This window comes from Streptomyces agglomeratus (assembly GCF_001746415.1).
GTDB lineage: Bacteria > Actinomycetota > Actinomycetes > Streptomycetales > Streptomycetaceae > Streptomyces > Streptomyces agglomeratus.
On record NZ_MEHJ01000001.1, the window covers coordinates 6,200,870 to 6,225,886 of the forward strand.

General features: G+C 72.3%; 20 protein-coding genes. 15 read left to right on the top strand and 5 right to left on the bottom strand.

Annotated elements, in window-relative coordinates:
• Window positions 1-3 precede the first annotated feature (3 nt).
• Window positions 4-474 (bottom strand): hypothetical protein, encoded by a 471-nt coding sequence (locus AS594_RS27075; protein WP_240509094.1) that lies wholly within the window; start codon window positions 472-474, stop codon window positions 4-6.
• Window positions 475-674: 200 nt separating this feature from the next.
• Here AS594_RS27075 and AS594_RS27080 point away from each other — a divergent pair, with 200 nt between their 5' ends.
• The 6 genes from AS594_RS27080 to AS594_RS27105 all read left to right on the top strand — a co-directional run bounded on the left by AS594_RS27080 (window position 675) and on the right by AS594_RS27105 (window position 6,335).
• The gene (locus tag AS594_RS27080) at window positions 675-1,151 is read left to right on the top strand and encodes an MTB12 C-terminal domain-containing protein (RefSeq protein WP_338120184.1); all 477 of its coding nucleotides are present in this window, start codon (window positions 675-677) and stop codon (window positions 1,149-1,151) included.
• Complete coding sequence (locus AS594_RS27085; protein ID WP_069935445.1) at window positions 1,129-2,424, top strand: ABC transporter substrate-binding protein; 1,296 nt, start codon at window positions 1,129-1,131, stop codon at window positions 2,422-2,424. The genes AS594_RS27080 and AS594_RS27085 overlap by 23 nt, the downstream gene beginning before the upstream one ends.
• Window positions 2,425-2,590: 166 nt before the next feature.
• Window positions 2,591-3,874, top strand: coding sequence for a glycosyltransferase family 4 protein (locus AS594_RS27090; RefSeq protein WP_069929466.1), 1,284 nt, complete (start codon window positions 2,591-2,593; stop codon window positions 3,872-3,874).
• Window positions 3,871-4,716, top strand: coding sequence for a transcriptional regulator domain-containing protein (locus AS594_RS27095; RefSeq protein WP_069929467.1), 846 nt, complete (start codon window positions 3,871-3,873; stop codon window positions 4,714-4,716). The genes AS594_RS27090 and AS594_RS27095 overlap by 4 nt, the downstream gene beginning before the upstream one ends.
• Window positions 4,717-4,791: 75 nt before the next feature.
• Window positions 4,792-5,832: a helix-turn-helix transcriptional regulator gene (locus AS594_RS27100; RefSeq protein WP_079148758.1), complete on the top strand. Its 1,041-nt coding sequence runs from the start codon at window positions 4,792-4,794 to the stop codon at window positions 5,830-5,832.
• Between the two features lie 287 nt (window positions 5,833-6,119).
• Complete coding sequence (locus AS594_RS27105; RefSeq protein ID WP_069929468.1) at window positions 6,120-6,335, top strand: I78 family peptidase inhibitor; 216 nt, start codon at window positions 6,120-6,122, stop codon at window positions 6,333-6,335.
• 186 nt (window positions 6,336-6,521) lie between these two features.
• Here AS594_RS27105 and AS594_RS27110 read toward each other — a convergent pair whose 3' ends face one another.
• Window positions 6,522-7,562, bottom strand: a complete 1,041-nt coding sequence (locus AS594_RS27110; protein ID WP_069935446.1) for a phosphatase PAP2 family protein — start codon at window positions 7,560-7,562, stop codon at window positions 6,522-6,524.
• Between the two features lie 458 nt (window positions 7,563-8,020).
• Here AS594_RS27110 and AS594_RS27115 point away from each other — a divergent pair, with 458 nt between their 5' ends.
• Both AS594_RS27115 and AS594_RS27120 read left to right on the top strand, forming a co-directional pair.
• Entirely contained in the window at window positions 8,021-9,748 is a 1,728-nt protein-coding gene (locus AS594_RS27115) for an MFS transporter (protein ID WP_069935447.1), read from the top strand.
• A gap of 99 nt (window positions 9,749-9,847) precedes the next feature.
• The gene (locus AS594_RS27120; protein WP_069929471.1) at window positions 9,848-11,038 is read left to right on the top strand and encodes an acyl-CoA dehydrogenase family protein; all 1,191 of its coding nucleotides are present in this window, start codon (window positions 9,848-9,850) and stop codon (window positions 11,036-11,038) included.
• Window positions 11,039-11,051: 13 nt separating this feature from the next.
• On the opposite strand, the gene AS594_RS27125 is transcribed toward AS594_RS27120, so the two are convergent.
• Window positions 11,052-11,492, bottom strand: a complete 441-nt coding sequence (locus AS594_RS27125; protein ID WP_069935448.1) for a cell division protein SepF — start codon at window positions 11,490-11,492, stop codon at window positions 11,052-11,054.
• Between the two features lie 290 nt (window positions 11,493-11,782).
• Here AS594_RS27125 and AS594_RS27130 point away from each other — a divergent pair, with 290 nt between their 5' ends.
• The 4 genes from AS594_RS27130 to AS594_RS27145 all read left to right on the top strand — a co-directional run bounded on the left by AS594_RS27130 (window position 11,783) and on the right by AS594_RS27145 (window position 16,679).
• On the top strand, window positions 11,783-13,033 hold the full coding sequence (locus tag AS594_RS27130) for a DUF5685 family protein (protein WP_206281757.1): 1,251 nt from the start codon (window positions 11,783-11,785) through the stop codon (window positions 13,031-13,033).
• Between the two features lie 58 nt (window positions 13,034-13,091).
• A complete protein-coding gene (locus AS594_RS27135) occupies window positions 13,092-13,892 on the top strand; it encodes a DUF1684 domain-containing protein (protein WP_069935449.1) in 801 nt (266 codons plus the stop codon).
• A 337-nt stretch (window positions 13,893-14,229) separates the two neighbouring features.
• A complete protein-coding gene (locus AS594_RS27140; protein ID WP_069935450.1) occupies window positions 14,230-15,132 on the top strand; it encodes a S1 family peptidase in 903 nt (300 codons plus the stop codon).
• Between the two features lie 464 nt (window positions 15,133-15,596).
• The gene (locus AS594_RS27145; protein WP_069929475.1) at window positions 15,597-16,679 is read left to right on the top strand and encodes a S1 family peptidase; all 1,083 of its coding nucleotides are present in this window, start codon (window positions 15,597-15,599) and stop codon (window positions 16,677-16,679) included.
• Window positions 16,680-16,789: 110 nt separating this feature from the next.
• On the opposite strand, the gene AS594_RS27150 is transcribed toward AS594_RS27145, so the two are convergent.
• A complete protein-coding gene (locus tag AS594_RS27150; RefSeq protein WP_069929476.1) occupies window positions 16,790-17,809 on the bottom strand; it encodes a DUF3533 domain-containing protein in 1,020 nt (339 codons plus the stop codon).
• A 151-nt stretch (window positions 17,810-17,960) separates the two neighbouring features.
• Here AS594_RS27150 and AS594_RS27155 point away from each other — a divergent pair, with 151 nt between their 5' ends.
• From AS594_RS27155 to AS594_RS27165, 3 genes are all read left to right on the top strand, one after another.
• Window positions 17,961-21,449 (top strand): DNA polymerase III subunit alpha, encoded by a 3,489-nt coding sequence (locus AS594_RS27155; RefSeq protein ID WP_069935451.1) that lies wholly within the window; start codon window positions 17,961-17,963, stop codon window positions 21,447-21,449.
• Window positions 21,446-22,507 (top strand): DNA polymerase Y family protein, encoded by a 1,062-nt coding sequence (locus AS594_RS27160; protein ID WP_079144811.1) that lies wholly within the window; start codon window positions 21,446-21,448, stop codon window positions 22,505-22,507. Before AS594_RS27155 ends, AS594_RS27160 begins: the two co-directional genes overlap by 4 nt.
• 305 nt (window positions 22,508-22,812) lie before the next feature.
• A complete protein-coding gene (locus tag AS594_RS27165; protein ID WP_069935452.1) occupies window positions 22,813-23,673 on the top strand; it encodes an esterase/lipase family protein in 861 nt (286 codons plus the stop codon).
• Window positions 23,674-23,753: 80 nt separating this feature from the next.
• On the opposite strand, the gene AS594_RS27170 is transcribed toward AS594_RS27165, so the two are convergent.
• On the bottom strand, window positions 23,754-24,818 hold the full coding sequence (locus tag AS594_RS27170; protein WP_069929479.1) for a lytic polysaccharide monooxygenase auxiliary activity family 9 protein: 1,065 nt from the start codon (window positions 24,816-24,818) through the stop codon (window positions 23,754-23,756).
• Window positions 24,819-25,017 lie beyond the last annotated feature (199 nt).

Below are 25,017 nucleotides of genomic sequence, written 5' to 3' on the forward strand. Positions count from 1 at the left end.
GCGTCAGGCCCCCGGGGAGGAAGCGGGGGGTTCGTCGGGGGCGGGCGGTTCGCAGACGGGGCACAGGCCGAGTCCGGACGCGTCGTCCGGCGGCGCGGCGCCCGGTTTTCCGGCGACGAGGGGGCAGTCGGGCCGGTGCAGGAGTGTGCCGCCGGGGATCCGGACGAGCGGGCCTCGCGCGGACGGCGGCGGCGCCGGTACCTCCAACGGCTCAGCGGCGGCGTTCTTCTCCGTCGCCGCCCACGCCGGGCCGACGCGCGCGAGGAACACCGCACCCGCGACGATCAGCGCCGCGCCGGGCACGGTGCAGGAGGCGAGGTACGGGAGCTGCCGCTCGGCGAAGCGCTCACCGGAGACGCCGTACCAGCCGATCACGCACAGCACCGCCCCGCAGGCGAGCGCCGCCGGGCCGGCCCACAGCACGGCGCGCGGGCCGGTCCACAACGGCCGGCCGCGCGGTCGCGTCCTTTGCACCGGGACCCCCTGGAAGTACGTAGCGGGTTGTACGGGTCTGTCCCCTCCTGGGCGGATGCGTTGCACTGTGCCCAGAAGCAGCCGACCCTGGAAGCATCGGGCCGCACGGCCCGGTCGGACACCCGGTGGTGAGCCAGATGGTCCTCGGCAGACACTCTCGAGGCACGCGCCCTCGAACAGCGGCGTGGGCTGCCGCCGCGATGCTCGTCCTCGCACCCGCCGCCGCGGCATGCGGTGACGACGACGACGCCCCCGAGGCGCCGGCGCGTTCACCCGCCCTCGGCACCAGCCCCCCGGCGACACCGGAGCGGGACGCGCCCGCCGACCCGGCGGCGGCCAGGGCGGAGGTCGAGAAGAACTGGAAGACGTTCTTCGATCCCGGGACGCCGGTCAACGACAAGGCGAAGGTGCTGGAGGACGGCGACAGGATGCAGCCCCTGCTGACCGCCTTCGCCAAGGACCCGAATGCCAAGAGGTCCTCGGCGACGGTCACCGACGTGAAGTTCACCTCCGCCACCGGGGCGGACGTGACGTACGACCTGCTCGTCGGCGGACAGCCCGCGCTGCCCGACAGCAAGGGTTCCGCCGTCCTCCAGGACGAGGTGTGGAAGGTCTCCGTCAAGACCCTGTGCGCGCTGGTCCAGCTCAGCGGCAATGCGTCTGCTCCGGGCTGCTGAATGCCTGCTGCTCGTGGCGCTCCTCCTGCTGAGCGCCGCGTGCGGCAGCAGGCTGCCCGAGCGCGACTTCGAGGGCCGGCGCAGCGCCCCGCCCGCCCGGGAGGCCGGGCCGGTACGCATCGGCATCATCACCAGCGCCACCAGCCCGGTCGGCGGAGCGGCCTTCACCGGACCGAGGGACGGCGCGCTGGCCTACTTCGACGCGCTCAACGCCGACGGCGGCATCGACGGCCGGAAGGTCGAGGTGTTCACCTGCGACGACGGCGGCAGCGGCGTCGGCAACAACGGCTGCGTGCACCGGCTTCTCGACGAGCGGAAGGTCTTCGCGCTGGTCGCCACGACGGCCCTGGAGTACGCGGGAGCACCTCGGGTCGCCGCCGCCGGTGTTCCCGACATCGGCGGCCAGCCGATCGGTCCGGCGTACGACACCTATCCCCACCTGTACGGGATCTACGGCAGCGACGCCCCGCGCACCGGAGGCAGGCCGGGCTGGAACGGCACGCTCTACGGCGGCACCGAGGTCTACCGCTACTTCAAGCGTGAGCACGGCGCCCGCACCGCCGCGGTGATCTCCTACAACCAGGCGTCCTCGGCCGCGTACGCCCGGCTGGTCGCCCGGGGCCTGGAGGCCGAGGGCTACCGGGTCGTCAGCGAACAGGTCGACTTCGCGCTGCCCAACTTCCGCGCGGTGGCCGCCGACCTGAAGGACCGTGGGGTCGACCTGGTCTTCGACGCGATGGACACGCACGGCAACGCCCAGCTGTGCGAGGCGATGGACGCGGTCGGTGCGCGGGTCACCGCCAAGGTCACCAATGTGCAGAACTGGTCGTCCGCCGTTTCCGGGGACTTCGCGGACGCGCCGCGCTGCCGCAACACCCTCTGGGTCACCGGGGCCAGCCGCAACTACGAGGACGTGGGCCATCCGGCCGTACGGGAGTTCCGCGAGGCGATGCGCGCGGCGCGGCGCGAGGACCGGGTCGTCTCCCAGTGGCAGTTGGAGGGCTGGGCGGCCGCGATGTGGTTCACGGACGCCGCCAGGTCGTGCGGGCGTGGGCTCACACGCGCGTGCGTCGAGGCGTATCTGAACCGGGAGGAGCCGTACACCGCGCGCGGACTGCTGCTCCCCGTCTCGTTCGAGCGGCACGCCGAGCCGCCCCGGACGAGCCGTACGTGCCTCTCGGTGGCGCGGTGGCGGGACGGGGCGGGGTGGGTGACGCAGGGCGACATGACCCGCAACTGCTTCACCGTTCCGCAGCTTCCCTACCGCCCCTGATGCGTGGAACAGAGGTTTGGTTGCTCGCTTGTGCTATCGATGTGACAACCGTATTGGAACGATTTGATGCGGCTCGGGTCAGTCAGTTTCCGCCCAGTACAGTCCATTTCTGAAAGCAGGCGGACACAGACCGGTCCGTCGAAGATCTGGGGGTCGGCGTCGGCGTATGCACATCTCTTTCCTGCTCCACAACGCGTACGGCATCGGGGGGACGATCCGCACGACGTTCAACCTCGCCCGGACCCTGGCCGAGCGGCACGACGTCGAGATCGTCTCGGTCTTCCGTCATCGCGACGAGCCGGCGATGGGGGCACCCGCCGGCGTCCGGCTCGACTACCTGGTGGACCTGCGCAAGAAAAGCCACGGATACGACGGCGACGACGAGCGGTTCGCGCTCCCCGCGAAGGTCTTCCCGAGGGGCGACGGCCGGCACAAGCAGTACAGCCGCCTCACCGACGCCCGTCTCGCCACCCATCTGCGGTCCACGGAGGCGGACGTCGTCGTCGGCACCCGCCCGGGCCTCAACGTGCACATCACCCGTCAGACCCGGCGCGGCCCCGTGCGCGTCGGCCAGGAGCACCTCACCCTGGCCGGCCACGGCTACCGGCTGCGCCGCGAACTGAGCCACCGTTACGGAATGCTGGACGCCGTCACGACCGTCACCGAGGCCGACGCGCACGCCTACCGCACCCACCTCAAGCTCCCCGGCGTACGCATCGAGGCCGTGCCCAACAGCGTGCCCGCGCCGCTGGTCGCACCGGCCGACTCCAGCGCCAAGTGGGTCGTCGCGGCCGGCCGGCTCACCAAGGTCAAGCAGTACGACCTGCTCGTCGAAGCCTTCGCGAAGGTCGTCGCCGTCCGCCCCGACTGGCGGCTGCGCATCTACGGCAGCGGCGACGCGAGCGGCAACGAGAAAGACGCCCTGCACGCGCTCATCGCAGAACTCGGGCTCCACAACCACGTCTTCCTGATGGGACCGGCCAACCCCATTGAACCCGAATGGGTCAAAGGCTCGATCGCCGCCGTCACCTCCAGCCACGAGTCCTTCGGCATGACCATCGTCGAGGCGATGCGCTCCGGGCTGCCGGTCGTCTCGACCGACTGCCCGCACGGGCCCCGCGAGATCATCACCGACGGGTCCGACGGACGGCTCGTGCCGGTCGGTGACACCGGCGCGGTCGCCGACGCGCTCCTCGGCCTGATCAACGACGACGACCTGCGGCGCACCATGGGCGCGGCGGCGCTCGAAAGCTCGGCCCGCTTCGACCCGGGGCCCATCGCCGAACGCCATGAGGCGCTGTTCACCGAACTGGTCTCGCGCGGCTCCCACGGGCGCTCCCGCGGCCGGTTCCACGACGCGCTCCACCTCTCCCGGGGAGCGGTGCTCGACGGGGCGTACTCCCTCCGTCACAAGGCCGCCTCCGTGCTCCGGAAAGGGCAGACCGCATGACCAGCACACCGGCCCGCACCGGGCCGCCGCGCGCCGACTGCATCGCGGACTCCGCGGGCGGCGTCACCTTCGACATCGTGGGCGAGGCGTCGCCCGGCGCGGCGCTCGTCCTGCGCCGGCGCGGCGGGAACACGGCCGCGGACACCGTGCGGCTGCCGCTGACCCCCGCCGGGGAGGGCCGGCTGCGGGCGGTGCTGCCCAGCACCGTCGAGCTGGCCGAGGGGCGCTGGGACGTCTTCACCGCTTACGGCGACGAGACGGAGGAACAGCGCGTCGAGCCCGGCATCAGGGACCTGCGTTCGCTCGTCGACCGCGCGCCCGACCCCGGCCGCGCCCGGGTCGCCGTACGCATCCCCTACCCGACCGTCGACGGCCGGCTCGCGGTGCGCAGCTGGCTGCGCTCGCCGCACGCGGAAGCCGGGACCGTCAGCCTCTCGCACGGCGCGATGACGCTGGAGGGGCGGCTGTACGGCGCCGGGCTCGCCGGGGACGCGGTCGCCGAGGCCCGGCTGCGCGGCGCGACGAAGGACGTGCACCGGGAGCCGGTCACGGTCCGGGAGGACGGCACGTTCACCTTCACCCTGGCGTACGAGCCGCTGGCGGAGGGGCGCGGCGACGAGCAGCGGCTGTGGGACCTGTGGCTGTGCCCGGCGGACGCGGAGCCGGGGCAGGCCGACGGGATCCGGGTCGGCCGCATCCTGGACGACGTCTGGGACAAGAAGGGCGTCTTCCGCTATCCGGTGCTGCCGGTCGAGGGCCCGCGGGTCACCCGGCCGACGACGGCGTATCCGTACTTCACCGTCGACAACGACCTCAGCGTGCGGCTCGACACCGCGAAGTAGGCGACCGGCGGGATGGGGAGAGCGGCCGGGGCTCGAGGACAGTTGCTGTCCTCGAGCCCTGGCAGACTCGCCTGCATGTTGGAGACCTCGGCACGTCTGCTGCGCCTGCTCTCGCTGCTCCAGGCCCACCGCGAATGGACGGGCCACGGCCTGGCCGAGCGGCTCGGCGTCACTCCGCGCACCGTGCGCCGCGACGTCGACCGGCTGCGGGAGCTCGGCTACCCCGTCAACGCCAGCCCCGGTACGGGCGGCGGTTACCAGCTCGGCGCGGGCGCCGAACTGCCGCCGCTGCTCCTCGACGACGAGGAGGCCGTCGCGGTCGCGGTCGGCCTGCGCACCGCGGCCGCCCAGGGCATCGAGGGCATCGGCGAGGCGTCCGTACGCGCGCTGGCCAAGCTCGAACAGGTGCTGCCGAACCGGCTGCGCCGCCGGGTCGGCGCGCTCAACGCCTTCACCGTCCCCATGCTGCGCGGCCCCGGTCCGTCCACGGTCGACGCCTCGGTACTGACCGAACTGGCCAACGCCTGCCGCGACAGCGAGCGGGTGCGCTTCGAGTACCGCGACCACGGTGGCAGTTCGTCCCGCCGGACCGTCGAGCCGCACCGCCTGGTGTGCACCGAGCGCCGCTGGTACCTCGTCGCCTGGGACCTGGACCGCTCCGACTGGCGTACGTTCCGCGCGGACCGGATCACCCCCACGCCCCCGCACGGCCCGCGCTTCGTCCCGCGCGAACCCCCGGCCCGTGATCTCGCGGCGTACGTCTCGCAGGGCGTGTCCACCGGGGCGTACGCCGCTACGGCGGTGGTCCGGCTGCTGGTGCCCCTGGAGGAGGCGCGGCAGGCGGTCTCGCCCAGCGCCGGTGTGCTGGAGGCGGTCGACGAGCACAGCTGCCTGCTGCGCACCGGGGCGGCGAGCCTCGACGTGCTGGTCATCCACATCCTGCTGATGGGCTTCCCCTTCGAGGTGGTCGAGCCGCCGGAGCTCACCGACCGGATCAGGGAGGCTCGTGATCTTCTCGCGCGCGCCCTCGGTCAAGGCGACGCGCCGGAGTGCGGATACCCCGGCGGGACCGCGGAGCGTACCTCGCCCGGTGCGGATTCTGTGCGGAAACCGTGAATTCGTTACGGCCCGTCAGTTTTCGCCGGCCGGTGCGGTCGGGAAATTGCGGGGAGCGTCCGGGTGATGCCGGGAATGAATTAGGAACCTGCTATTGCGTGATCATTCCAAGGGCATTCAATTCACCGGCCACAAGCACCCGGATGCCCTTTCGGGTGAAGCGGCTCATCTCAAACGCCTGTCGTGATCCTGTGACACAAGTGTGACCGCTGAGGTATCTGGGGCGATGACACACAGCTCGGGCCCCGTACTTCCCTCCCCGCGCCGAGCGGCCTACGGTGAGCCCCATGGCACCCCTACCGACCCCTTCCGAACAGCCCGACGACACCCCCGAGGCGTACGTCGGCCTCGACGCCGGCCACGCGGAGCGGCTGGCCCGGGAGCGTGGCTGGACCACCGTCAGGTCGCTCCCGCCGGGCTCGATCATCACCATGGAGTTCCTGGAGGGCCGCCTCAACTTCGAGGTCAAGGACGACACGGTCATCCGCTGTTGGAAGGGCTGACCCAGGCCCCGCCTGGAACCCAGCTCCCGCCCGGAACCCCGGTCCCGCCCGGAGCCCGGCCCCGCCCGAACCCGGGAGAACACGACAAGGGCCCCGGCGGCTCCATGGGAGCCGGCCGGGGCCTTCGTCGTGCGCGGGATGGTGCCTGTGCGTACCGTCTCGCGGGTCCGGGCGGGTCCGGGCGGGTCAGCCGCCGGTCACCGGCCGGGGCGAGGTGCCGGGGCGTGCGGCCCCCGTGCGGTCGGCGTGCGGCGGACGGCGGCTGCCGGCCGGGGTGACGGGCGGCCGCTCGGAGCGCGCCGTGTGGGGCCGCTGCGTGAGGTGAACGGCGGTCCTGGTCGCGCCTCCCGCGGCACGGCCGCTGCCCGCGGTCACCGGCTCGCGGGCCGGACTGTCCGCCTGGGCGGCGTTGCGGGCGGTGGGCTGACGCTGAGGGAACAGTGCCGGGGACAGACGGCCGCCGGCCGGTGCGGGACGCGCGGCGCCGAGCCGGCGACGTGTGCGCCAGGACTCGCGTACCGCGAAGACCCACGCTTCGGTGCGGCCGATGAGCGGCTCGAACCAGGGCAGGCTCAGCAGGATGAGCAACCCGGCCGCCCAGCCGAGCAGCACGTCGCTCACCCAGTGGGTGCCCAGGTAGACGGTGGTCGCGCCGACACCCAGGGCGACGACGGCGGAGAGCACCGAAAGCCAGCGCCTGGCCCTGGGCGTGGTGGCCAGGTAGGCCAGGATGCCCCAGGTGACCACAGCGTTGGCGGTGTGACCGGAAGGAAATATATCGCCGCCCGCGAACATCTCGGCCGAGCCGATCTCCGTCGCGTAGTGCGGCCCGCGGCGGCCGAGGCCGAGCTTGACCGCGCCCACCGTCACGTTCAGCAGCAGGAGCGAGGCGCCGAGGGTCAGCAGCGGGCGCAGCGTGTGCTGGCGCCAGGAACGCCAGCCGAGCCAGGCCGCCACCATCACGGCGGTCGGGCCGCGCTGCCCGAGCACGACGAAGTAGTCCAGGAAGGCGTGCAGTTGCGGCCACTGCTCGTACGGCCGGAACAGCATGATCTTCCAGTCGAGGGCGACCAGCCAGGACGTGATCAGCACGGCCCAGACGATGGCCATGTAGAACGCCAGCGTCGAACCGAAGAGGGCCGTACGGGTACGGCTCATCCCGGGGATCTCTATCTTCGGCGGCTCCGGTTCCCGGTCCAGCCGGGCGAAGATTCGGTCAGTACGCACTGAATCGACGTTACAGCGAGTGAACGACAAGCCCGGCCCATCCAGCATCTTTGTGATGACGATGTGATGTGGGGTGCGTCTCACCGGGAGGGTAATTCCAGGCCGTTCGGGAAATCCAGGAGGCCCGCTGCGCAATTCATTCGGAGGCCCGCTCGTAAGAGTGAATGGGTGCCGACGAATTGCGTTCACCGGAACTCAACACGGAATTTTCCGCTCCCTCATGGGGCTCCCAAGATCACCGGACCGCCCCCGCGCGCGGTTCCCGCAGGTCGGGGGCGACGTGGCGTACGCCACACCCCCCTTCGGGTCCGGTGAGAGGTGCACCACGCGGCAGGCGTGTGAACTCGCGTACTCTGACGGCTCACTCGCCCGTCGATGCCGGGCCCGCAGGGACGTTGGACAACGCCGTTCCCGCCGGTCCGCCGAGCGCGAGGGATGCGCCACTGGGAGGGACGTACATGTCAGGGACGACCACGGCCGGAACACAGCGGTCTGCGGGCGCCCCCGGGCACCGGCCGGACGGCCGGGCGGCGAAGGCGGTCGGGGGCAACCGCTGGGTCGTACTCGTCGTCCTGTGCGTCAGCCTGCTGCTGGTCGCCCTCGACGCGACGATCCTGCACATCGCCGTCCCTGCCGTCTCCGAGGACCTGCGTCCCGGAGCGATGGAACTGCTGTGGATCGTCGACGCCTATCCGCTGGTCTGCGCCTCCCTGCTGATCCTGTTCGGCACGCTCGGCGACCGCGTCGGCCGCCGCCGCGTCCTGCTGCTCGGCTACGGGCTCTTCGGCGGCGCGTCCGCGCTCGCCGCCTGCGCCGACGACCCGCACGTCCTCATCGCGGCCCGCGCCCTGCTCGGCGTCGGCGGCGCGATGATCATGCCCGCGACGTTGTCGATCCTCCGTCAGGTCTTCCCCGACCGGCGCGAGCGCGCCGTCGCCATCGGCATCTGGACGGCGGTCGCGGCGATAGGGGCCGCCACCGGGCCGGTGCTCGGCGGCTTCCTGATCCAGCACTTCTGGTGGGGCTCGGTCTTCCTCATCAACATCCCGCTGATGGTGCTGATACTGCCGGCCGGCCGCTGGCTGCTGCCGGAGTCCCGGGGGAGCGGCCAGGGCCCGTGGGACGTCCTCGGCGCGCTGATGGCGGCGGCCGGTGTACTCGGCGTCGTGCTCGGTGTGAAACGGATCGGCGGCGGTGAGGGCATCGCCGACGCCAGGACGCTGCTGCCGCTGCTCGCCGGCGCCGCGCTGCTCGTTCTCTTCGTACGGCGGCAGAGGACGCGGGCCAATCCGCTGATCGACGTGACGATGTTCGCGCGGGCCGCCTTCTCCACGTCCGTGGGATGCATCGTCCTGGCGATGCTCGCGCTGGTCGGCCTGGAGCTGATCGCCGTCCAGTACCTCCAACTGGTGCTCGGCCTGAGGCCGCTGGAGACGGGACTGCGGCTGCTGCCGCTGACCTTCGCCGCGATGGCGGCCGGCGCCACCGGCTCGTACACCCTCCAGCGCCTCGGCCCGCGCGCGATGGTCTCGTCCGGCTTCGCGCTGACCGCGGCGGCCGTCCTCGTACTGACCCTGATGGGGCAGCACGACCGGCCCGCGCTGCTGACCGCCGGCTTCGTGATGCTCGGCTTCGGGCTCCAGACCACGCTGTTCGGGGCGTACGAGTCGATGCTGAGCGAGGCCCCGGCCGAGCACGCGGGCGGCGCCGCAGCCATCGGCGAGACCTCCTACCAGCTCGGGGCCGGCATGGGTATCGCGCTGCTCGGCAGCGTCATGAACGCCGCGTACGTGCCCGGCGTGGCAGGCGTCCCCGGTGTCTCCTCGGCGGACAGCGCGGGCGCGGCCAACTCGCTCGGTGAGGCGTACACGGTCGCGGAGCGGATCGGCGGACCCGCCGGTGACGCGCTGCGCACCGCCGCGCGGCACGCCTTCGTCCACGGCCTGCATGTGACGCTCTTCGTCAGCGCGGGCCTGCTGCTCCTCGGCGCGCTGGCCGCGCTGAGGCTGCCGCGGCTGATGGAGTGCGGTGCGCGGGCGGAGAAGGAGTGCGCGAGCGAGCGGGAGAAGGAGTGCGCGAGCGAGCGGGAGGAGAAGGAGTGCGCGAGCGAGCCTTCGCCGCAGGTGACGGTGCCGGCGTCCCGTGAGTACGCCGAACGGGCCGGGTCTGGACGGGTCGCGCGGTGACCCCGTAACGTCGGCCGCGAGCAGTAACTACCACTGCTAGTTTTTCGCACCATCGCACCACATCGGATTGTGAGCCGAGCAGCCGCCGGAGGGCCAGGAATGTCCGTATCTTCGAAGCTTCCGCCGTTCGACCCCAGCGACCCGATCGGCATCGACGATCTGCTGGCACCCGAGGACCTCGCCGTCCGCGCGACCGTACGCACGTGGGCCGCCGACCGGGTCATGCCGCACATCGCCGACTGGTACGAGCGCGGCGAGCTCCCCGACATCCGTGACCTGGCACGGGAGCTCGGCTCGATCGGCGCCCTCGGCATGTCGCTGGAGGGCTACGGCTGCGCCGGCGCCTCCGCCGTCCAGTACGGCCTCGCCTGCCTGGAGCTGGAGGCCGCCGACTCCGGCATCCGCTCGCTCGTCTCCGTACAGGGCTCCCTCGCCATGTACGCGATCCACCGCTTCGGGTCCGAGGAGCAGAAGCAGCGCTGGCTGCCCGGCATGGCCGCGGGCGAGATCATCGGCTGCTTCGGGCTGACCGAGCCCGACCACGGCTCCGACCCGGCCGGGATGCGGACGTACGCCAAGAAGGACGGCTCCGACTGGGTGCTGACGGGCCGCAAGATGTGGATCACGAACGGGTCGGTGGCGGGCGTGGCCGTCGTCTGGGCGCAGACGGACGACGGCATTCGCGGCTTCGTCGTACCGACCGACGCCGCCGGCTTCTCGGCGCCCGAGATCAAGCACAAGTGGTCACTGCGCGCCTCGGTCACCAGCGAGCTGGTCATGGACGAGGTGCGGCTGCCCGCCGACGCCGTACTGCCGGACGTCACGGGGCTCAAGGGGCCGCTGAGCTGTCTGAGCCACGCGCGGTACGGCATCGTGTGGGGCGCGATGGGCGCCGCCCGCGCCAGTTTCGAGGCCGCGGTCGACTACGCGAAGACGCGCGAGCAGTTCGGAAAGCCGATCGGCGGCTTCCAGCTCACCCAGGCCAAGCTCGCCGACATGGCGGTCGAACTCCACAAGGGCATCCTGCTTGCCCACCACCTCGGGCAGCGCATGGACGCGGGGCGGCTGCGCCCCGAGCAGGTCAGTTTCGGCAAGCTGAACAACGTGCGGGAGGCGATCGAGATCTGCCGCACGAGCAGGACGATTCTCGGCGCGAACGGGATCTCGCTGGAGTACCCGGTGATGCGGCACGCGACCAACCTCGAATCGGTGCTCACCTACGAGGGCACCGTCGAAATGCATCAGCTCGTACTGGGCAAGGCGCTCACCGGTCTTGACGCCTTCCGGTGAGCGGCCTCGCCCATCAGCTCTGGTTGAAGAAACCGTGCGTGTCGCGGCCCGCGGCCTCGCCGCTGACGACCTCGGTGTCCGCGGGGCTCAGCAGGAAGACCCGGTTCGCGACGCGCTCGATCGAACCGCGCAGGCCGAAGGTGAGGCCGGCGGCGAAGTCGACGATGCGCTTGGCATCGGCGGGCTCCATGGACGTGAGGTTCATGATCACCGGGACGCCGTCCCGGAACAGCTCGCCGATGCTACGCGCGTCCCGGAAGCCGTCCGGGGTGACCGTGGCGATTCTGGGGCTCTTGTCCTCGGCGGACTCGGAGACCGCCCGGACCCGCGGGTCCGTGACCCAGGGCTCGGCACTCTCGTTGCTTCCCTCGGCGTACTCGTCGTCGTAGTAGCGGTCGTCGTCGCTGTCCTCGACGAGCCCGAGCCAGGCACTGGCCTTGCGCACCGATCCCATGGGACGCCTCCTTTCACCGCGGTCGGTCTGTGTACCGCTCCCCCTATCGTCGTCCATCATGCGGATTACGCGCCAAGTGGATAGCCGCCGCGCAGGGGATTCGTGACGGTACTGGTGCAGAACTTGTGGCGATTCGTCAAGGTTCCTACTGTGTCCGGCTGCTGACAGAGTGAAAAGTAGGACCGTCGGGCCACACGGGTGACGAAGGGGACGGACGGGTGAACCCGTCCCGTCGCGAGCGCCTCGGTACGATGCGGGCCGCACCGTCTCACGACTCCTGGGGGAGCGCCTTGTTCGGAATCGTCAGGCCATGCAGCCATCGGCTCACGGAGGGGCTCAGGACCGAGTGGATGGCCCATCTGTGCGGTCTCTGCCTGGCACTTCGCGGTGACCACGGGCAGCTCGCGCGGGTCGTCACCAACTACGACGGGCTGATCGTCTCGGTTCTGACGGAGGCTCAGTCCGAGCGCGTCACGGGATGGCGGCGTACGGCCGGCCCCTGTCCACTGCGCGCGATGCGCACGGCGCCCGTCGCCCAGGGCGAGGGGGCCAGACTGGCGGCGGCCGTCTCCCTCGTACTGGCCTCGGCGAAGATGCGGGACCACGTCGCCGACCGGGACGGGGTGTTGGCCCGCAGGCCGGTGGCCGCGGCAGCCCGGCGGGTCGCCGCCGGCTGGGACAGGGCGGGCGCGCGTACGGGCGCGTCGCTGGGCTTCGACACCGCGCTGCTGGTCGACGCGGTGGACCGGCAGGCCGGGATCGAGGCGCTGGCAGGGCCCGGCACCCCGGTCCTCACGGTCACCGAACCGGCCGAGACGGCCACCGCGGCGGCCTTCGCGCACACCGCCGTACTCGCCGGCAGGCCGCAGAACGCGGCGCCGCTGGCGGAGGCCGGCCGCCTCTTCGGGAGGCTCGCGCACCTGCTGGACGCCGTGGAGGACCTGGAAGCTGACGCCGCGTCGGGTGCCTGGAACCCGCTGACGGCGACCGGCACCGGCCTCGCCGAGGCGCGCCGGCTGTGCGACGACGCGGTGCACGGTGTACGGCTCGCGCTGCGCGACGCCTCCTTCACAGACGACAGGCTGGCGCACGTCCTGCTGGCCCACGAGCTGAGCCGGTCCGTGGACCGGGCGTTCGGTACGACGGCCTGCGGTCACCAGGGCCAGGTCCAGGCGTACGGGACGCCGCCGCCCGGGGCCGGTCACGGCGGCGGTGGTCCGTACGGCGCGAACAATCCCTACGGGGGCGGCGGGGCCGGCGCCCCCGGCGGCGGGTACGGCGCCTACGGCGGTCCGGGCGTGCCCGGTGGTCCTGGTGGTCCCGGTGGTCCCGGTGGGATGCCGCCGGGGTTCACCGGCGAGCCGCACCGGCCCGGCAGGCGCGGCTTCTGGGCGGGGTGCGCCGCCGCGGTCGGGCTGTGCTGCACCTGCCGGCTCTGCTGCGCCAAGGAGTACGAGGGGGCCTGGTCGCGCAAGAAGCGCGAAGGGCTCTGCCACAAGTGCGACTGCGACTGCTGCGAGTGTTGCGGCTGCGACTGCTGACGCGGGCGGCGCACCGGGCTCCCCGTGCCCGCGGCGCCCGTGTGGAATGGTTGCGCGCATGAGCACAGACCCGCGGCAGGACTGGAACGACTGGCACCAGCAGCGCACCGGGACGGTCTCCGCGCCGTACGGTCCGCTCTCGCTCACGGGCACGCACTGGCTCGCCGACTACCCGGAAGGCCGTATTCCGGGCGTGCCGGGCCGGTGGACCGCCGAGGGTGACGAGGTTGTACTGACCGCCTCGCCCGAGGACGGGATCAGCCTCGACGGCGAGCTCCTGACCGGCGAGGCCCGGCTGACCGCGGACACCGGGCCCATTCCGGATTCCCGCGTAGAGGCGGCCGGGCGGCGGCTGGTCGTGCTGCGCCGCGAAGGGCTCTGGGCGGTACGTGTCTTCGACCCCGAGTCCCCGGCGAGGCGGGCGTTCGCGGGCATGGAGGTGACGCCGTACGACGAGAAGTGGGCGCTGGCGGGCCGGTTCCGTCCGTACGCCGCCGGGCGCACCACCCTCCAGGTCGAGAACGCGGACGGGCGCACGCGCGGGCTCGGCCTCGCCGGGGAGATCGCCTTCGGCATCGAGGGCGAGGAGTACACGCTCCAGGTCGCGGTCGAGGGCGACGGCTCGCTGTGGGCGGTCTTCGCCGACGCGACCAGCGGCGCCGGCTCGTACCGCTTCCGCTTCCTGCGGCCACCCGCGCCCGCCGCCGACGGCGTGGTGAGCGTCGACTTCAACCGGGCGCTGCTGCCGCCGTGCGCCTTCGCCGACCACTTCATCTGCCCGTTCCCGCCGCCGGGCAACACGCTGCCGGTTCCGGTACCGGCGGGGGAGCGGCGCGTTTCCCGGGGGGACGGCCGCTGACGTAGGGGGAGACCGGCGGGGGACAGTCGCCGGCTCGGGCCGGGGAGGCCGGCAGGGGAGACCGGTGGGGGAGACAGGCGGGGGACACCGGCCGGGGACAAGTCAACCGGGCCGGTACGGGGCACCGCCCGGTCGCTACACGGCCGTGGTGAACGGCACCCGGCTCCCCGGCGGCCGAAAGGCGCCCTTGCGCGGGCAGTTGACGGCCCGAATACTCCCGAGGAGCGCTTGTCAGGGGCACAACCTGTCCGGAATCCGGACCGGTTCACTGACTGCGCCTCACGGGCCCGTCTCACCCCACGAACGGGCCCCCTACTTCCCCCTGGGAGGACGAAAAGTGAGGATCAAGCGCACTACCCCCCGCAGCGGCATAGCGAGACGATCCCGCCTGATCGGCGTCACGGCAGGACTCGTCGCCGCGGCCGCACTCGCCGTACCGAACGCCAGCGCCGACACGGCTCGTGCGTACAGCGCCAACCAGCTCACCTCCGCGAGTGACGCGGTCCTCGAAGCAGATGTTGCCGGTACCGCCTGGCACATCGACAAGGCGACGAACACCCTGGTCGTCACGGCCGACAGCACGGTCTCCGCCGCCGAGATCGCCAAGATCAAGAAGGAAGCCGGGACGAACGCAGGCGCCATCCGCGTCGAGCGCACCCCCGGCAAGTTCTCCAAGCTTCTCGCCGGCGGCGACGCGATCTACGCCACCAGCTGGCGCTGCTCGGCGGGCTTCAACGTCCGCAACAGCGCGGGTACGTACTTCTTCGTGACCGCCGGCCACTGCACCGACGGCAACCCGCCCTGGTACACCAACTCCTCCCGTACCACGAGCATCGGCCCGACGGCCGGTTCCAGCTTCCCGGGCAACGACTACGGCCTCGTGCGGTACGCCAACACCTCACTCGCCCACCCCGGCACCGTCGGCAGCCAGGACATCACCAGCGCGGCCAACGCGACCGTCGGCATGTCCGTCACCCGTCGCGGTTCCACGACCGGCACCCACAGCGGTTCCGTCACCGGCCTCAACGCCGCGGTGAACTACGGCGGCGGCGACATCGTCTACGGCATGATCCGCACCAACGTCTGCGCCGAGCCCGGCGACAGCGGCGGCCCGCTCTACTCCGGCACCCGCGCCATCGGTCTGACCTCGGGCGGCAGTGGCAACTGCTCGTCCGGCGGTACGACCTTCTTCCAGCCGGTCACCGAAGCGCTGAGCGCGTACGGCGTCAGCGTCTACTAGGACGCGGGCCCGAGCCCCAGGAGCGCACCGGCACAGATGAGTCCCCTGAGTCCCCGCCCGGCCGACCGGGCGGGGACTCGCGCCGTCGAGAGGCCAGGGCATGCGGGAACTCGCGCCGTCGAGAGGCCGGGGCGTGCGGGGCGGCGCCGAGTCTGCTGAACGGCCCCCGGAGCGCCGGGAGTTCCCGCAATGCGCGCCGGCGCCGCCGGAATCCGGACCGCAAGGGCGAGTACCGGACAGGACTAGTCCTCACCCGCTGCTGTGCGCACGGTCGCACGCGGTGTTCGCGAACGTGACGGGCACAGGCGGTGCTTGGCTTGTAAAGACACGGAGGGCGCACTGGGGTTGTCGTGTGCGCGTCCTGAAGTCGACCTTGTGTGCTACCGATCAGCCTCGAAATAGTGGGCGTACTCGGACCTGCCCCCCACTTCGCAGGGACGAACCCCCCCACAGGAGGTCATTACGTGAAGCACCGACGCACAGTCAAGCGCCGTGTGGCAATAGCGGGAGCAGGTATCGCGGCCCTGGTGGCAGCGGGAGTTACCTTCCAGACTGCGAACGCCAGTGAGGAGACACCTCAGTACACCGTCAAGAAGCTGTCGTCGACGGGAGCCGGAAAGCTCGCCTCGGACCTCGACTCGCTCCTGGGCGGCGACGCGGCCGGGGCGTACTACGACAGCGAGTCCAAGGCGCTCGTGGTCAACGTCGTGGACGAGGCGGCGGCCCAGGGCGTACGGAAGGCCGGAGGCAAGGCCAGAATCGTCGAGAACAGTCTCGCGGAGCTGAAAGCCGTACGGACCACCCTGACCGACAAAGCCACCATTCCCGGCACTTCGTGGGCCACCGACCCGGTCACCAACAAGGTCGTCGTGACGGCCGACCGTACGGTCAAGGGCGACGCGTGGGCGAAGCTGGAGAAGGTCGTCGGCGCGCTCGGTGAGAAGGCCGAACTGAAGAAGTCGGCCGGGGAGTTCAAGCCGCTCATCGCGGGCGGCGACGCGATCCTCAATGGCGGCGGCCGGTGTTCGCTCGGCTTCAACGTCGTCAAGGACGGCGCCCCGCACTTCATCACGGCGGGTCACTGTGGCAAGGCCGGCACCCAGTGGACCGACTCCACGGGCGGCGCGCTCGGCACGATGGCCGCGTCCACCTTCCCGGGCAACGACTTCGCGCTCGTGAAGTACGACGACGGGGTCGAGCACCCGAGCGAGGTCAACCTCTACAACGGCAGCACGCAGCCGATCACCAAGGCGGGCGAGGCGACCGTCGGCATGAAGGTGACGCGCAGCGGCTCCACCACGCAGGTGCACGACGGTGAGGTCACCGCGCTCGACGCGACGGTGAACTACGGCAACGGCGACATCGTGAACGGGCTCGTCCAGACCACGGTGTGCGCGGAGCCCGGTGACAGTGGCGGCGCGCTCTTCGCGGGCGACACGGCGGTCGGGCTCACGTCGGGCGGCAGTGGCGACTGCACGTCGGGCGGCGAGACGTTCTTCCAGCCGGTGCCGGCGGCGCTGGCCGCGCTGGGCGCGGAGATCGGCTGAACGGCTGATCGGCTGATGCCGGCCGGGCCCGGGCCCGGCCGGCCCGAAGGCCCCGTCCGGTGCGCACATGCGTGCCGGACGGGGCCTTCGGCGTGGCCGGGGGCGGCCCGCTACACGCCGACCGGGCGCGACTCCGCGTTCGTCGGCCGGCGCAGCGCCATGACCAGGGTGATCACACAGCCCGCCACCGCCCACGCGGCGAGGACCAGGAACGATCCGGTCATCGCGTTCCCCTCGAAGTACGCGATCGAGCGCGCGGCCCAGGTGCCGGCCCCCGGCGGCAGGGCGGGCCCGATCGCCTCCCAGAACGGCGGCAGCATCGCCAGCGGGAACGCCCCGCCCGCGCTCGGGTTGCCCGCGATCACCACCAGCAGGACGGCCAGGCCGATGCCCACGATGCCGGTGAGCGCCTGGAGCGCGAGCGTGATCGCGCCGACGGCGAAGACGACCAGGGTGCCGAGGCCCCAGAAGGCCATGACGCTGCCGGGCAGGGCGCCCAGGATCGGTCCCACGATGACCGCGCCACCGATCCCGCCCGCGATCGAGTACAGCGCCATGACGCCGAGCCTGATCACGCCGCGCTGACCGTTGGCCGGCCGTGAGCCCGCGCTGATCGCCAGGATCGACGCGCAGAGGTACCCGCCGACGCACCACCCCACGACCAGGTAGAAGGCGGAGAGGCCGTCGAAGTCCTGGGGGGACGCCGGGGCCACGTCCACGGTCCGTACTTCTCGCTGCCGGGACGCCTCGATCTTGGTCGTGAGCGCGGTCAGGGCCGAGGACAGCACGGTGCCGCCGCCGGAGGCGACGAGCAGGGTGTCCGTGTTCGACGCCGGGTCGACGACGAGGGCGCCGTCGATCTCCCGGTTCATGATCTGCCGCCGGGCCGTGGCCTCGTCCGCGACCGTACGGGGGTCCAGCGGTTCGCCGGGGAGGCCGCCGAGCTGTTCGACGAGGCGGGCGGCCGCCTGTTCGGGCGCGATGACCGCGAAGGGGACGTCCTTCGGCTTGGGGTCGTGCAGAGCTCCCACGTAGGACGCGATGAACAGCAGCTGCAACGCCAGTACGCCGATGACGAGCAGTGCGGCCCGTGGCGTGACGGCGTTCTTCACCTCGTCGAGGAAAGTCATGCCCCCACGCTCAGTGGCCTCCCGCGTTTGCGCAGGTGGGGCCGGGCCGAATGGCTGAGGACACGGCTATCGCACGTACGTTCGAAACTTGGTCTATGGTGGAGACGGGGGAGGTGAGAGCAGGATTGATTCAGGGGACTCAGGAGGTGCGATGCCCGCGTTCACGCATCTGCACACCGTTTCGGGGTTCTCTCTGCGCTACGGCGCCTCTCACCCCGAGCGGCTGGCCGCGCGCGCCGCCGAACACGGCATGGACGCCCTCGCCCTCACCGACCGGGACACCGTCGCGGGCACGGTCCGCTTCGCCAAGGCCTGCGCGAAGGCGGGCGTACGGCCGCTCTTCGGCGCGGAGCTGGCGCTGGGGCCTACGGAGCCCGCCCGCGACGAAGGACGTACGCAGCGCAGGCGCACGCCGGTGCGCGGCGGGGCCTTCGTCGACGAGTCCGCGCCCCGCGCCACCTTCCTCGCCCGGGACGGCGCCGCCGGCTGGGCGGACCTCTGCCGGCTGATCAGCGCCGCCCACGAGGCCGGCGGACGCAACCCCCTCCTGGAGTGGGAGCGCAATCACGGCGACGGGCTCACCGTGCTGCTCGGCCCCGGCTCCGACGTCGGCCGTGCGCTGGCCGCCGGCCGCCCCGACCGGGCCGCCACCCTGCTCGCGCCCTGGCGGGACGTGTACGGCGACGCCCTGCGCCTCGAAGTCGTCCACCACGGCCGTACGGGCACGGGCCCCGGCTCGCTGCGCCTGGCCGCCCGCACCCTCGGCCTCGCCGCCGAACAGGGCGTCGCCCCCGTACTCACCAACGCCGTCCGGTACGCCGACCCGGGCCTCGGCCCGGTCGCCGACGTACTCGACGCGGCCCGCAGACTCGTCCCCGTCGACCCGCGCGCCCCCCTGGACAGCGGCGAGCGTTCCCTCAAGAGCGCCGACGACATGGCGGGCATCGCCGAGCTGGTCGCGGAGGCCGCCGGGTACCGCCGGGGCGCCGCCCACCGGCTGCTGACCCTGACCGAGGAGACCGCCGCCGCCTGCCGCGTCGACCCCGAGGACGACCTCGGGCTCGGCACCGTCCACTTCCCCGAGCCGCACCTCGTCGGAGCCGGCCGCCGCACCGCCCAGCGCGTACTGGAGTCCCGGGCCACCGCCGGAATGCTGCTGCGCGGCTACGACCGGGGGCCGCGGGCCCGGGAGTACTGGCAGCGGATGCACCACGAGCTGGACATCGTCGCCCACCACGGTTTCGCCTCCTACTTCCTCACCGTGGCCGGCGTCGTCGACGACGTGAAGAACATGGGCATCCGGGTCGCCGCGCGCGGCTCCGGCGCGGGAGCGCTCGTCAACCACCTCATCGGCATCGCCCACGCCGACCCCGTCGAGCACCACCTGCTGATGGAGCGCTTCCTGTCCAAACGGCGCTCCGCGCTGCCCGACATCGACATCGACGTCGAGTCCGCCCGCCGCCTGGAGGTCTACCGCGCGATCATCGGCCGCTTCGGTGCCGAGCGGGTCGCGACCGTCGCCATGCCCGAGACGTACCGGGTCCGGCACGCCGTACGGGACGTGGGCGCCGCGCTGTCCATGGACCCGGCCGAGGTGGACCGTATCGCCAAGGCGTTCCCCCACATCCGGGCCCGCGACGCCCGCGCCGCGATGGAGGAACTGCCCGAACTGCGCGAGGTGGCGGCCGAGAAGGACCGGTACGGACGGATGTGGGAACTGGTCGAGGCGCTCGACGCGCTGCCGCGCGGAATCGCCATGCATCCGTGCGGAGTGCTGCTCTCCGACGCCTCACTGCTGCGCCGTACACCGGTCATGCCCACCAGCGGCGAGGGTTTCCCCATGTCGCAGTTCGACAAGGACGACGTGGAGGACCTCGGGCTGCTCAAGCTCGACGTGCTGGGCGTACGGATGCAGTCGGCCATGGCGCACGCGGTCGCGGAACTGCGGCGGGCGGCGGACGTGGCGCTCGATCTCGACGATCCGGAGCAGGTGCCGCAGGGCGACCCGGCGACGTACGAACTGATCCGCTCGACCGAGACGCTCGGCTGCTTCCAGATCGAGTCGCCGGGCCAGCGCGACCTCGTCGGCAGGCTCCAGCCCGCGACCTTCGGGGACCTGGTCGTCGACATCTCGCTCTTCAGGCCGGGGCCCGTCGCCGCCGACATGGTGCGGCCGTTCATCGAGGCCCGGCACGGCCGCGCGCCCGCCCGCTACCCGCACCCGGACCTGGAGGACGCGCTGCGCGAGACGTACGGCGTGGTCGTCTTCCACGAGCAGATCATCGAGATCCTGCGGATCATGACCGGCTGCGACCGGGGCGAGGCCGACCAGATGCGGCGCGGGCTCTCCGATCCCGGTACGCAGGCACAGATCCGCGCCTGGTTCGCGGAGCGGACGCGGCAGCGGGGTTACTCGCCCGAGGTGACCGCCCGTACCTGGGAGATCGTCGAGGCGTTCGGGTCGTACGGCTTCTGCAAGGCGCACGCGGTCGCCTTCGCCGTGCCGACGTACCAGTCGGCGTGGCTGAAGGCCCATCACCCGGCCGCCTTCTACGCCGGACTGCTCACGCACGACCCCGGCATGTACCCGAAGCGGCTGTTGCTCGCGGACGCGCGGCGGCGTGGAGTGCCCGTGCTGCCGCTGGACGTGAACCGGTCGGCGGCCGCTCATCAGATCGAACTGGTGTCTGGCGGAAAGGGAACAAAGGGATCGTCCGGCGGGATTTGGGGTATCCGGCTCGGGCTCGCGGACGTCCACGGCATCAGCGAGGCCGAGACCGCGCGGATCGTGGCTGGCCGGCCGTACTCGTCACTGCTCGACCTGTGGCAGCGGGCCCACCCGAGCCGGCCCGTCGCCGAACGGCTCGCCCAGGTGGGCGCGCTGGACGCGTTCGGCGCCAACCGCCGCGACCTGCTGCTCCACCTGTCCGAACTCCGCGCCGCGCAGCGCACTTCCGGCGCGTCCGGCGACCAGCTCTCGCTCGGCGGGAGCCGGCAGGCGGCCCCGGCCGGGCTCCCCGACCTCAGCGAGGCGGAGCGCCTGAGCGCCGAACTCGGCGTCCTCGGCATGGACGCCTCCCGGCACCTGATGGGGGGCCACTACACGTTCCTCAAGGAGCTGGGAGCGACCTCCGCCAAGCGGCTGCGGATGGCCGAACACGGCCAGACCGTCCTGGTCGCGGGCGCCAAGGCCGCCACCCAGACCCCGCCGGTCCGCTCGGGCCGCCGGGTCATCTTCACGACCCTCGACGACGGAACGGGCCTGGTCGACCTCGCCTTCTTCGACGACAGCCACGCGGCGTGCGCCCACACCGTCTTCCACTCCTGGCTGCTGCTCGTGCGCGGAGTGGTGCAGCGGCGCGGACCGCGCAGCTTCAGCGTGGTCGCGTCGGCGGCCTGGAACCTGGCGGAACTCGTGGAGCTGCGGCGTACGGGCGGACTCGACGCCGTCGCGGCGCGGCTGGCGGCCCCCGCCGAACCGGCGGAAGAGACGCCGGGAAAGGGCGGAGGGGACGACGGCCGGCGCATCCACCTGCCCACCGGCTACGAAATGAACCCGTGGGCGGACCTCCAGCCCGCCGGTGAAGGCGCCCCGACGGGACGCAAGCTGTGGCATTCGAGCCCGGGGAGCGCCGGATGATCCTTTACGTACGCTTCCACGTCGCGGGCGCCGAGCTGTCCGAGGCCGCGCTGCCCACCCTGCTCGGGCTGATCGAGGACATCGCCCCCACCGTCCAGGCGCTCCCGCCCGACGCCGCGCTCGTCGACGTCCGCGGCGCCGAACGGTACTTCGGGCGGGACGCGGCCGGGCTGGCCGCCCTGCTGCGGGTGCGCGCGCTCGCGCACTGCGGCGTCGACTGCACGATCGGCGTGGGCGCCAACCCGCTGCTCGCCAGGACCGCCGCGCGGGACGCGCCGCCGGGTAAGACCCTGGCCGTGCCCGGCGACCCGGAGGCCGCCGCCGACTACCTCGGCCGCAAGCCGGTCGCCTCGCTGTACGGCGTCGGGCCCGCGACGGCCCGCAGCCTCTGCTCGTACGGGCTCGACACGGTCGGCAAGGTCGCCGCCGTGCCGCTCGCCACCCTCCAGCGGATCGTCGGCGCGCGGGCGGGGCGCGAACTCCAGGAGAGAGCGCGCGGCATCGACCGTACGCCGGTCGTACCCAACGCGGCCTCCCGCTCGCTCGCCGCCGAACGGCGCTTCGACCGCGACGAGCTGGACCCGGTCCGCCACCGCCGCGCCCTGCTGTCCCTCTCCCACGAGGTGGGGGTCCGGCTGCGCGGCGAGGAACAGGTCTGCCGCTCGCTGACGCTCACCGTGCGCTACGCCGACCGCTCCACCACGACCCGCACCCGCACCATGGGCGAGCCGACGGCCCACTCGGCGGCGATCACCGCCACGGCGTACGGGCTCTACGAGGCGCTCGGCCTGCAACGCGCCAGGGTGCGCGCCATCGCGCTGCGCGCGGAGGGGCTGACTCCGGCCGAACGGGCCACGCAGCAGCTGACGTTCGACCCGGCGGACGACAAGGCGCGCCGGATCGAGGCGGTGGCGGACCGGGCGCGGGCGAAGTTCGGGCCGGGGGCGGTCGTGCCCGGCTCCCTGTCCGACCGGCGCTTAGCGTCCGCGCCGACGGGCCGGGCCCCGGCTCGGGCCGGCCGCGGGTCCGCCCCGGCCGGTCACCGCGCCTCCGCCTGAGCCGGTCACGACGTCCGCCTGGGCCTTCCGCGACGTTCGTCCGAGCCAGCCGCGACGTCCGTCCGAGCCGGTCACGACGTCCGCCTGGGCCTTCCATGACGTCCGTCCGAACCCGCCACCCGTCCGCCTCAACCAGCAGCGCCAGCAGCCTGGTCGCCCTTGTTGACTTTTCGTCAATTTTTACCGGCGCGTCACTTCACTCTTCGACTACTCGCGCGTAATTTAGCGGCAGCACAGCATCTTTGTGATCCGGATCACAGGGCTACTTCGTCGCAACTCCCCTTGAGCCGCAAGGAGATCACCCGATGCTGCCCTGGAAGCGCGCACTCAGACCTGCCGCCGCACTCCTCCTGGCCCTCGCCGCCACCCTCACCCCCACCGCCACCGCGAGCGCCGCCACCGCGGCCCCCAGCAGCGGGTGGAACGACTACTCGTGCGAGCCGTCCGCCGCCAATCCCCGCCCGGTCGTCCTCGTCCACGGCACCTTCGGCAACTCAGTCGACAACTGGCTCGGCCTCGCCCCGTACCTGGTCAGGCGCGGATACTGCGTCTTCTCCCTCGACTACGGGCAGCTTCCCGACGTGCCGTTCTTCCACGGCCTGGGCCCGATCGACAAGTCGGCGGCCCAGCTCGACACCTTCGTCGACAAGGTGCTCGCCGCCACCGGCGCTCCCGAGGCCGACCTCGTCGGCCACTCCCAGGGCGGCATGATGCCGCGTCACTACCTCAAGTTCCTCGGCGGAGCCGACGAGGTGAACGCCCTCATCGGCATCGCGCCCGACAATCACGGCACGACCCTGCTGGGCCTGACGAAACTCCTGCCCCATTTCCCCGGGGCCGGCCACCTGCTGACCACCAAGACCCCGGGCCTCGCCGACCAGATCGCCGGGTCCCCGTTCCTGACCAGGCTCAACGAGGGCGGCGACACGGTTCCGGGCGTGCGCTACACGGTCATCGCCACCCGGTACGACCAGGTGGTCACCCCGTACCGCTCCCAGTTCCTGGACGGCCCCGGCGTACGCAACGTCCTGCTCCAGGACCTGTGCCCCGTCGACCTCTCCGAGCACGTGGCGATAGGGCTGATCGACCGGATCGCCTTCCACGAGGTGGCCAACGCCCTCGATCCGGGCCGGGCGGCCCCGACCACCTGCGCGTCGGCACTCTGAAAGGCTGCCGCCCCCACCCGGGAAACGAGGTGGGGGCGGCAGCGGCTCCTGGGCGGGCCGTCAGCGGACGGCCGGCCGGGTCAGCGGCGGGCGGCCCGGCGGCGGACCGAGCCGAACATCGCCGCGGCGCCGATCGCGAGCGCGGCGGCGCCGCCGATCGCGAGGTACGTGGTGGAGCTGTCGCCGCCGGTCTCGGCCAGGTTGTCGCCGGCGGCGGCCGCGGTGACCGGCTGCGCGGCGTCGCTCTTCGGCTCCGGCGCGTTGGCGGCGGGCTCCTCGGCGGCGGGCTTCCCGGCGTTGTCCGTCCCCGCGTTGTCCTGGTCAGCCTCGCCCGTGCCGGCGTCGTCCTGGCCGGCGGCCGGGGCCGTCACCTCGGCGCCGGTCTTGTTGTCGCTGTCGCCATGGCCGTTGTGCTCCACGGACGACTCGTCGGCGCCGTCCGCGATGTCCTGCTCGCTCGGCGCGGACGCCACCGGGGCGGGGGCGGTGCCCGAGCCGCCGGTGTCCTTGCCGAACACCACGTCGGAGCAGGTGTAGAAGGCTTCGGGGCTGTCCGAGCGCTGCCAGACGCTGTAGACGAGGTGACGGCCCGACTTGGCCGGCACGGTGCCGTCGAAGACGTAGTCGCCGTTCTCCATCTTCGGGTCGGTGACCTCGGCGAAGGGCTTCGGCTCCAGGTCGGACCACTTCAGCGGCTTCGTCGGGTCGTAACCGTCCTTGGTGATGTACAGCTCGAACGAGCCCTTGTGCGGCGCGGTCCCCTTGTACCGGAAGGTGTGCTTGCCTGCGGCGAGCTTCGACGACGGCCAGTCGGCGCGCGCCAGGTCCAGGCCCCTGTACTTGTCGTTGCCGGCGCTGCACAGCTTGCCGTCCGGAATCAGCTGCTTGTGCTTCCCGGCGGCGTTCGCGATGTTGACCGCGTTCCAGTCGTAGAGGGCCTGCACACCGCCGGCCGCGACCGCCGCCTTGCACGCCGCGGAGTCGGGGCTCTCCGGACCCTCCGCGTAACAGGCGGACACACGCGAGACCGGGTCCGTCATGGAACCGTGGGCGGAGGCCGGGGCGGCGGACAGGGCGGTCAGCGCGAGCGGCGCGACGCCGAGGACGGCGATCGAGGCGCCGGTACGACGGAGACGAGCGGTCATCGGGACGTTCTCCTTGCGGTGGGGAGCGTGTGGGGGCACGGGGGCGGAGATCGAGTCCGGCGGCGCGGCCCCCCGAAACCAGCGGCGCCGACGGACTGAACCCCGCCCCGGCGATCAGCACGCTAGCCCCCGCGACCGGCGAAAACCGCTGCTGACGGCGGTGTTCAGTGATCTTTATGCCGGCTTTAAGGAGGCTCTA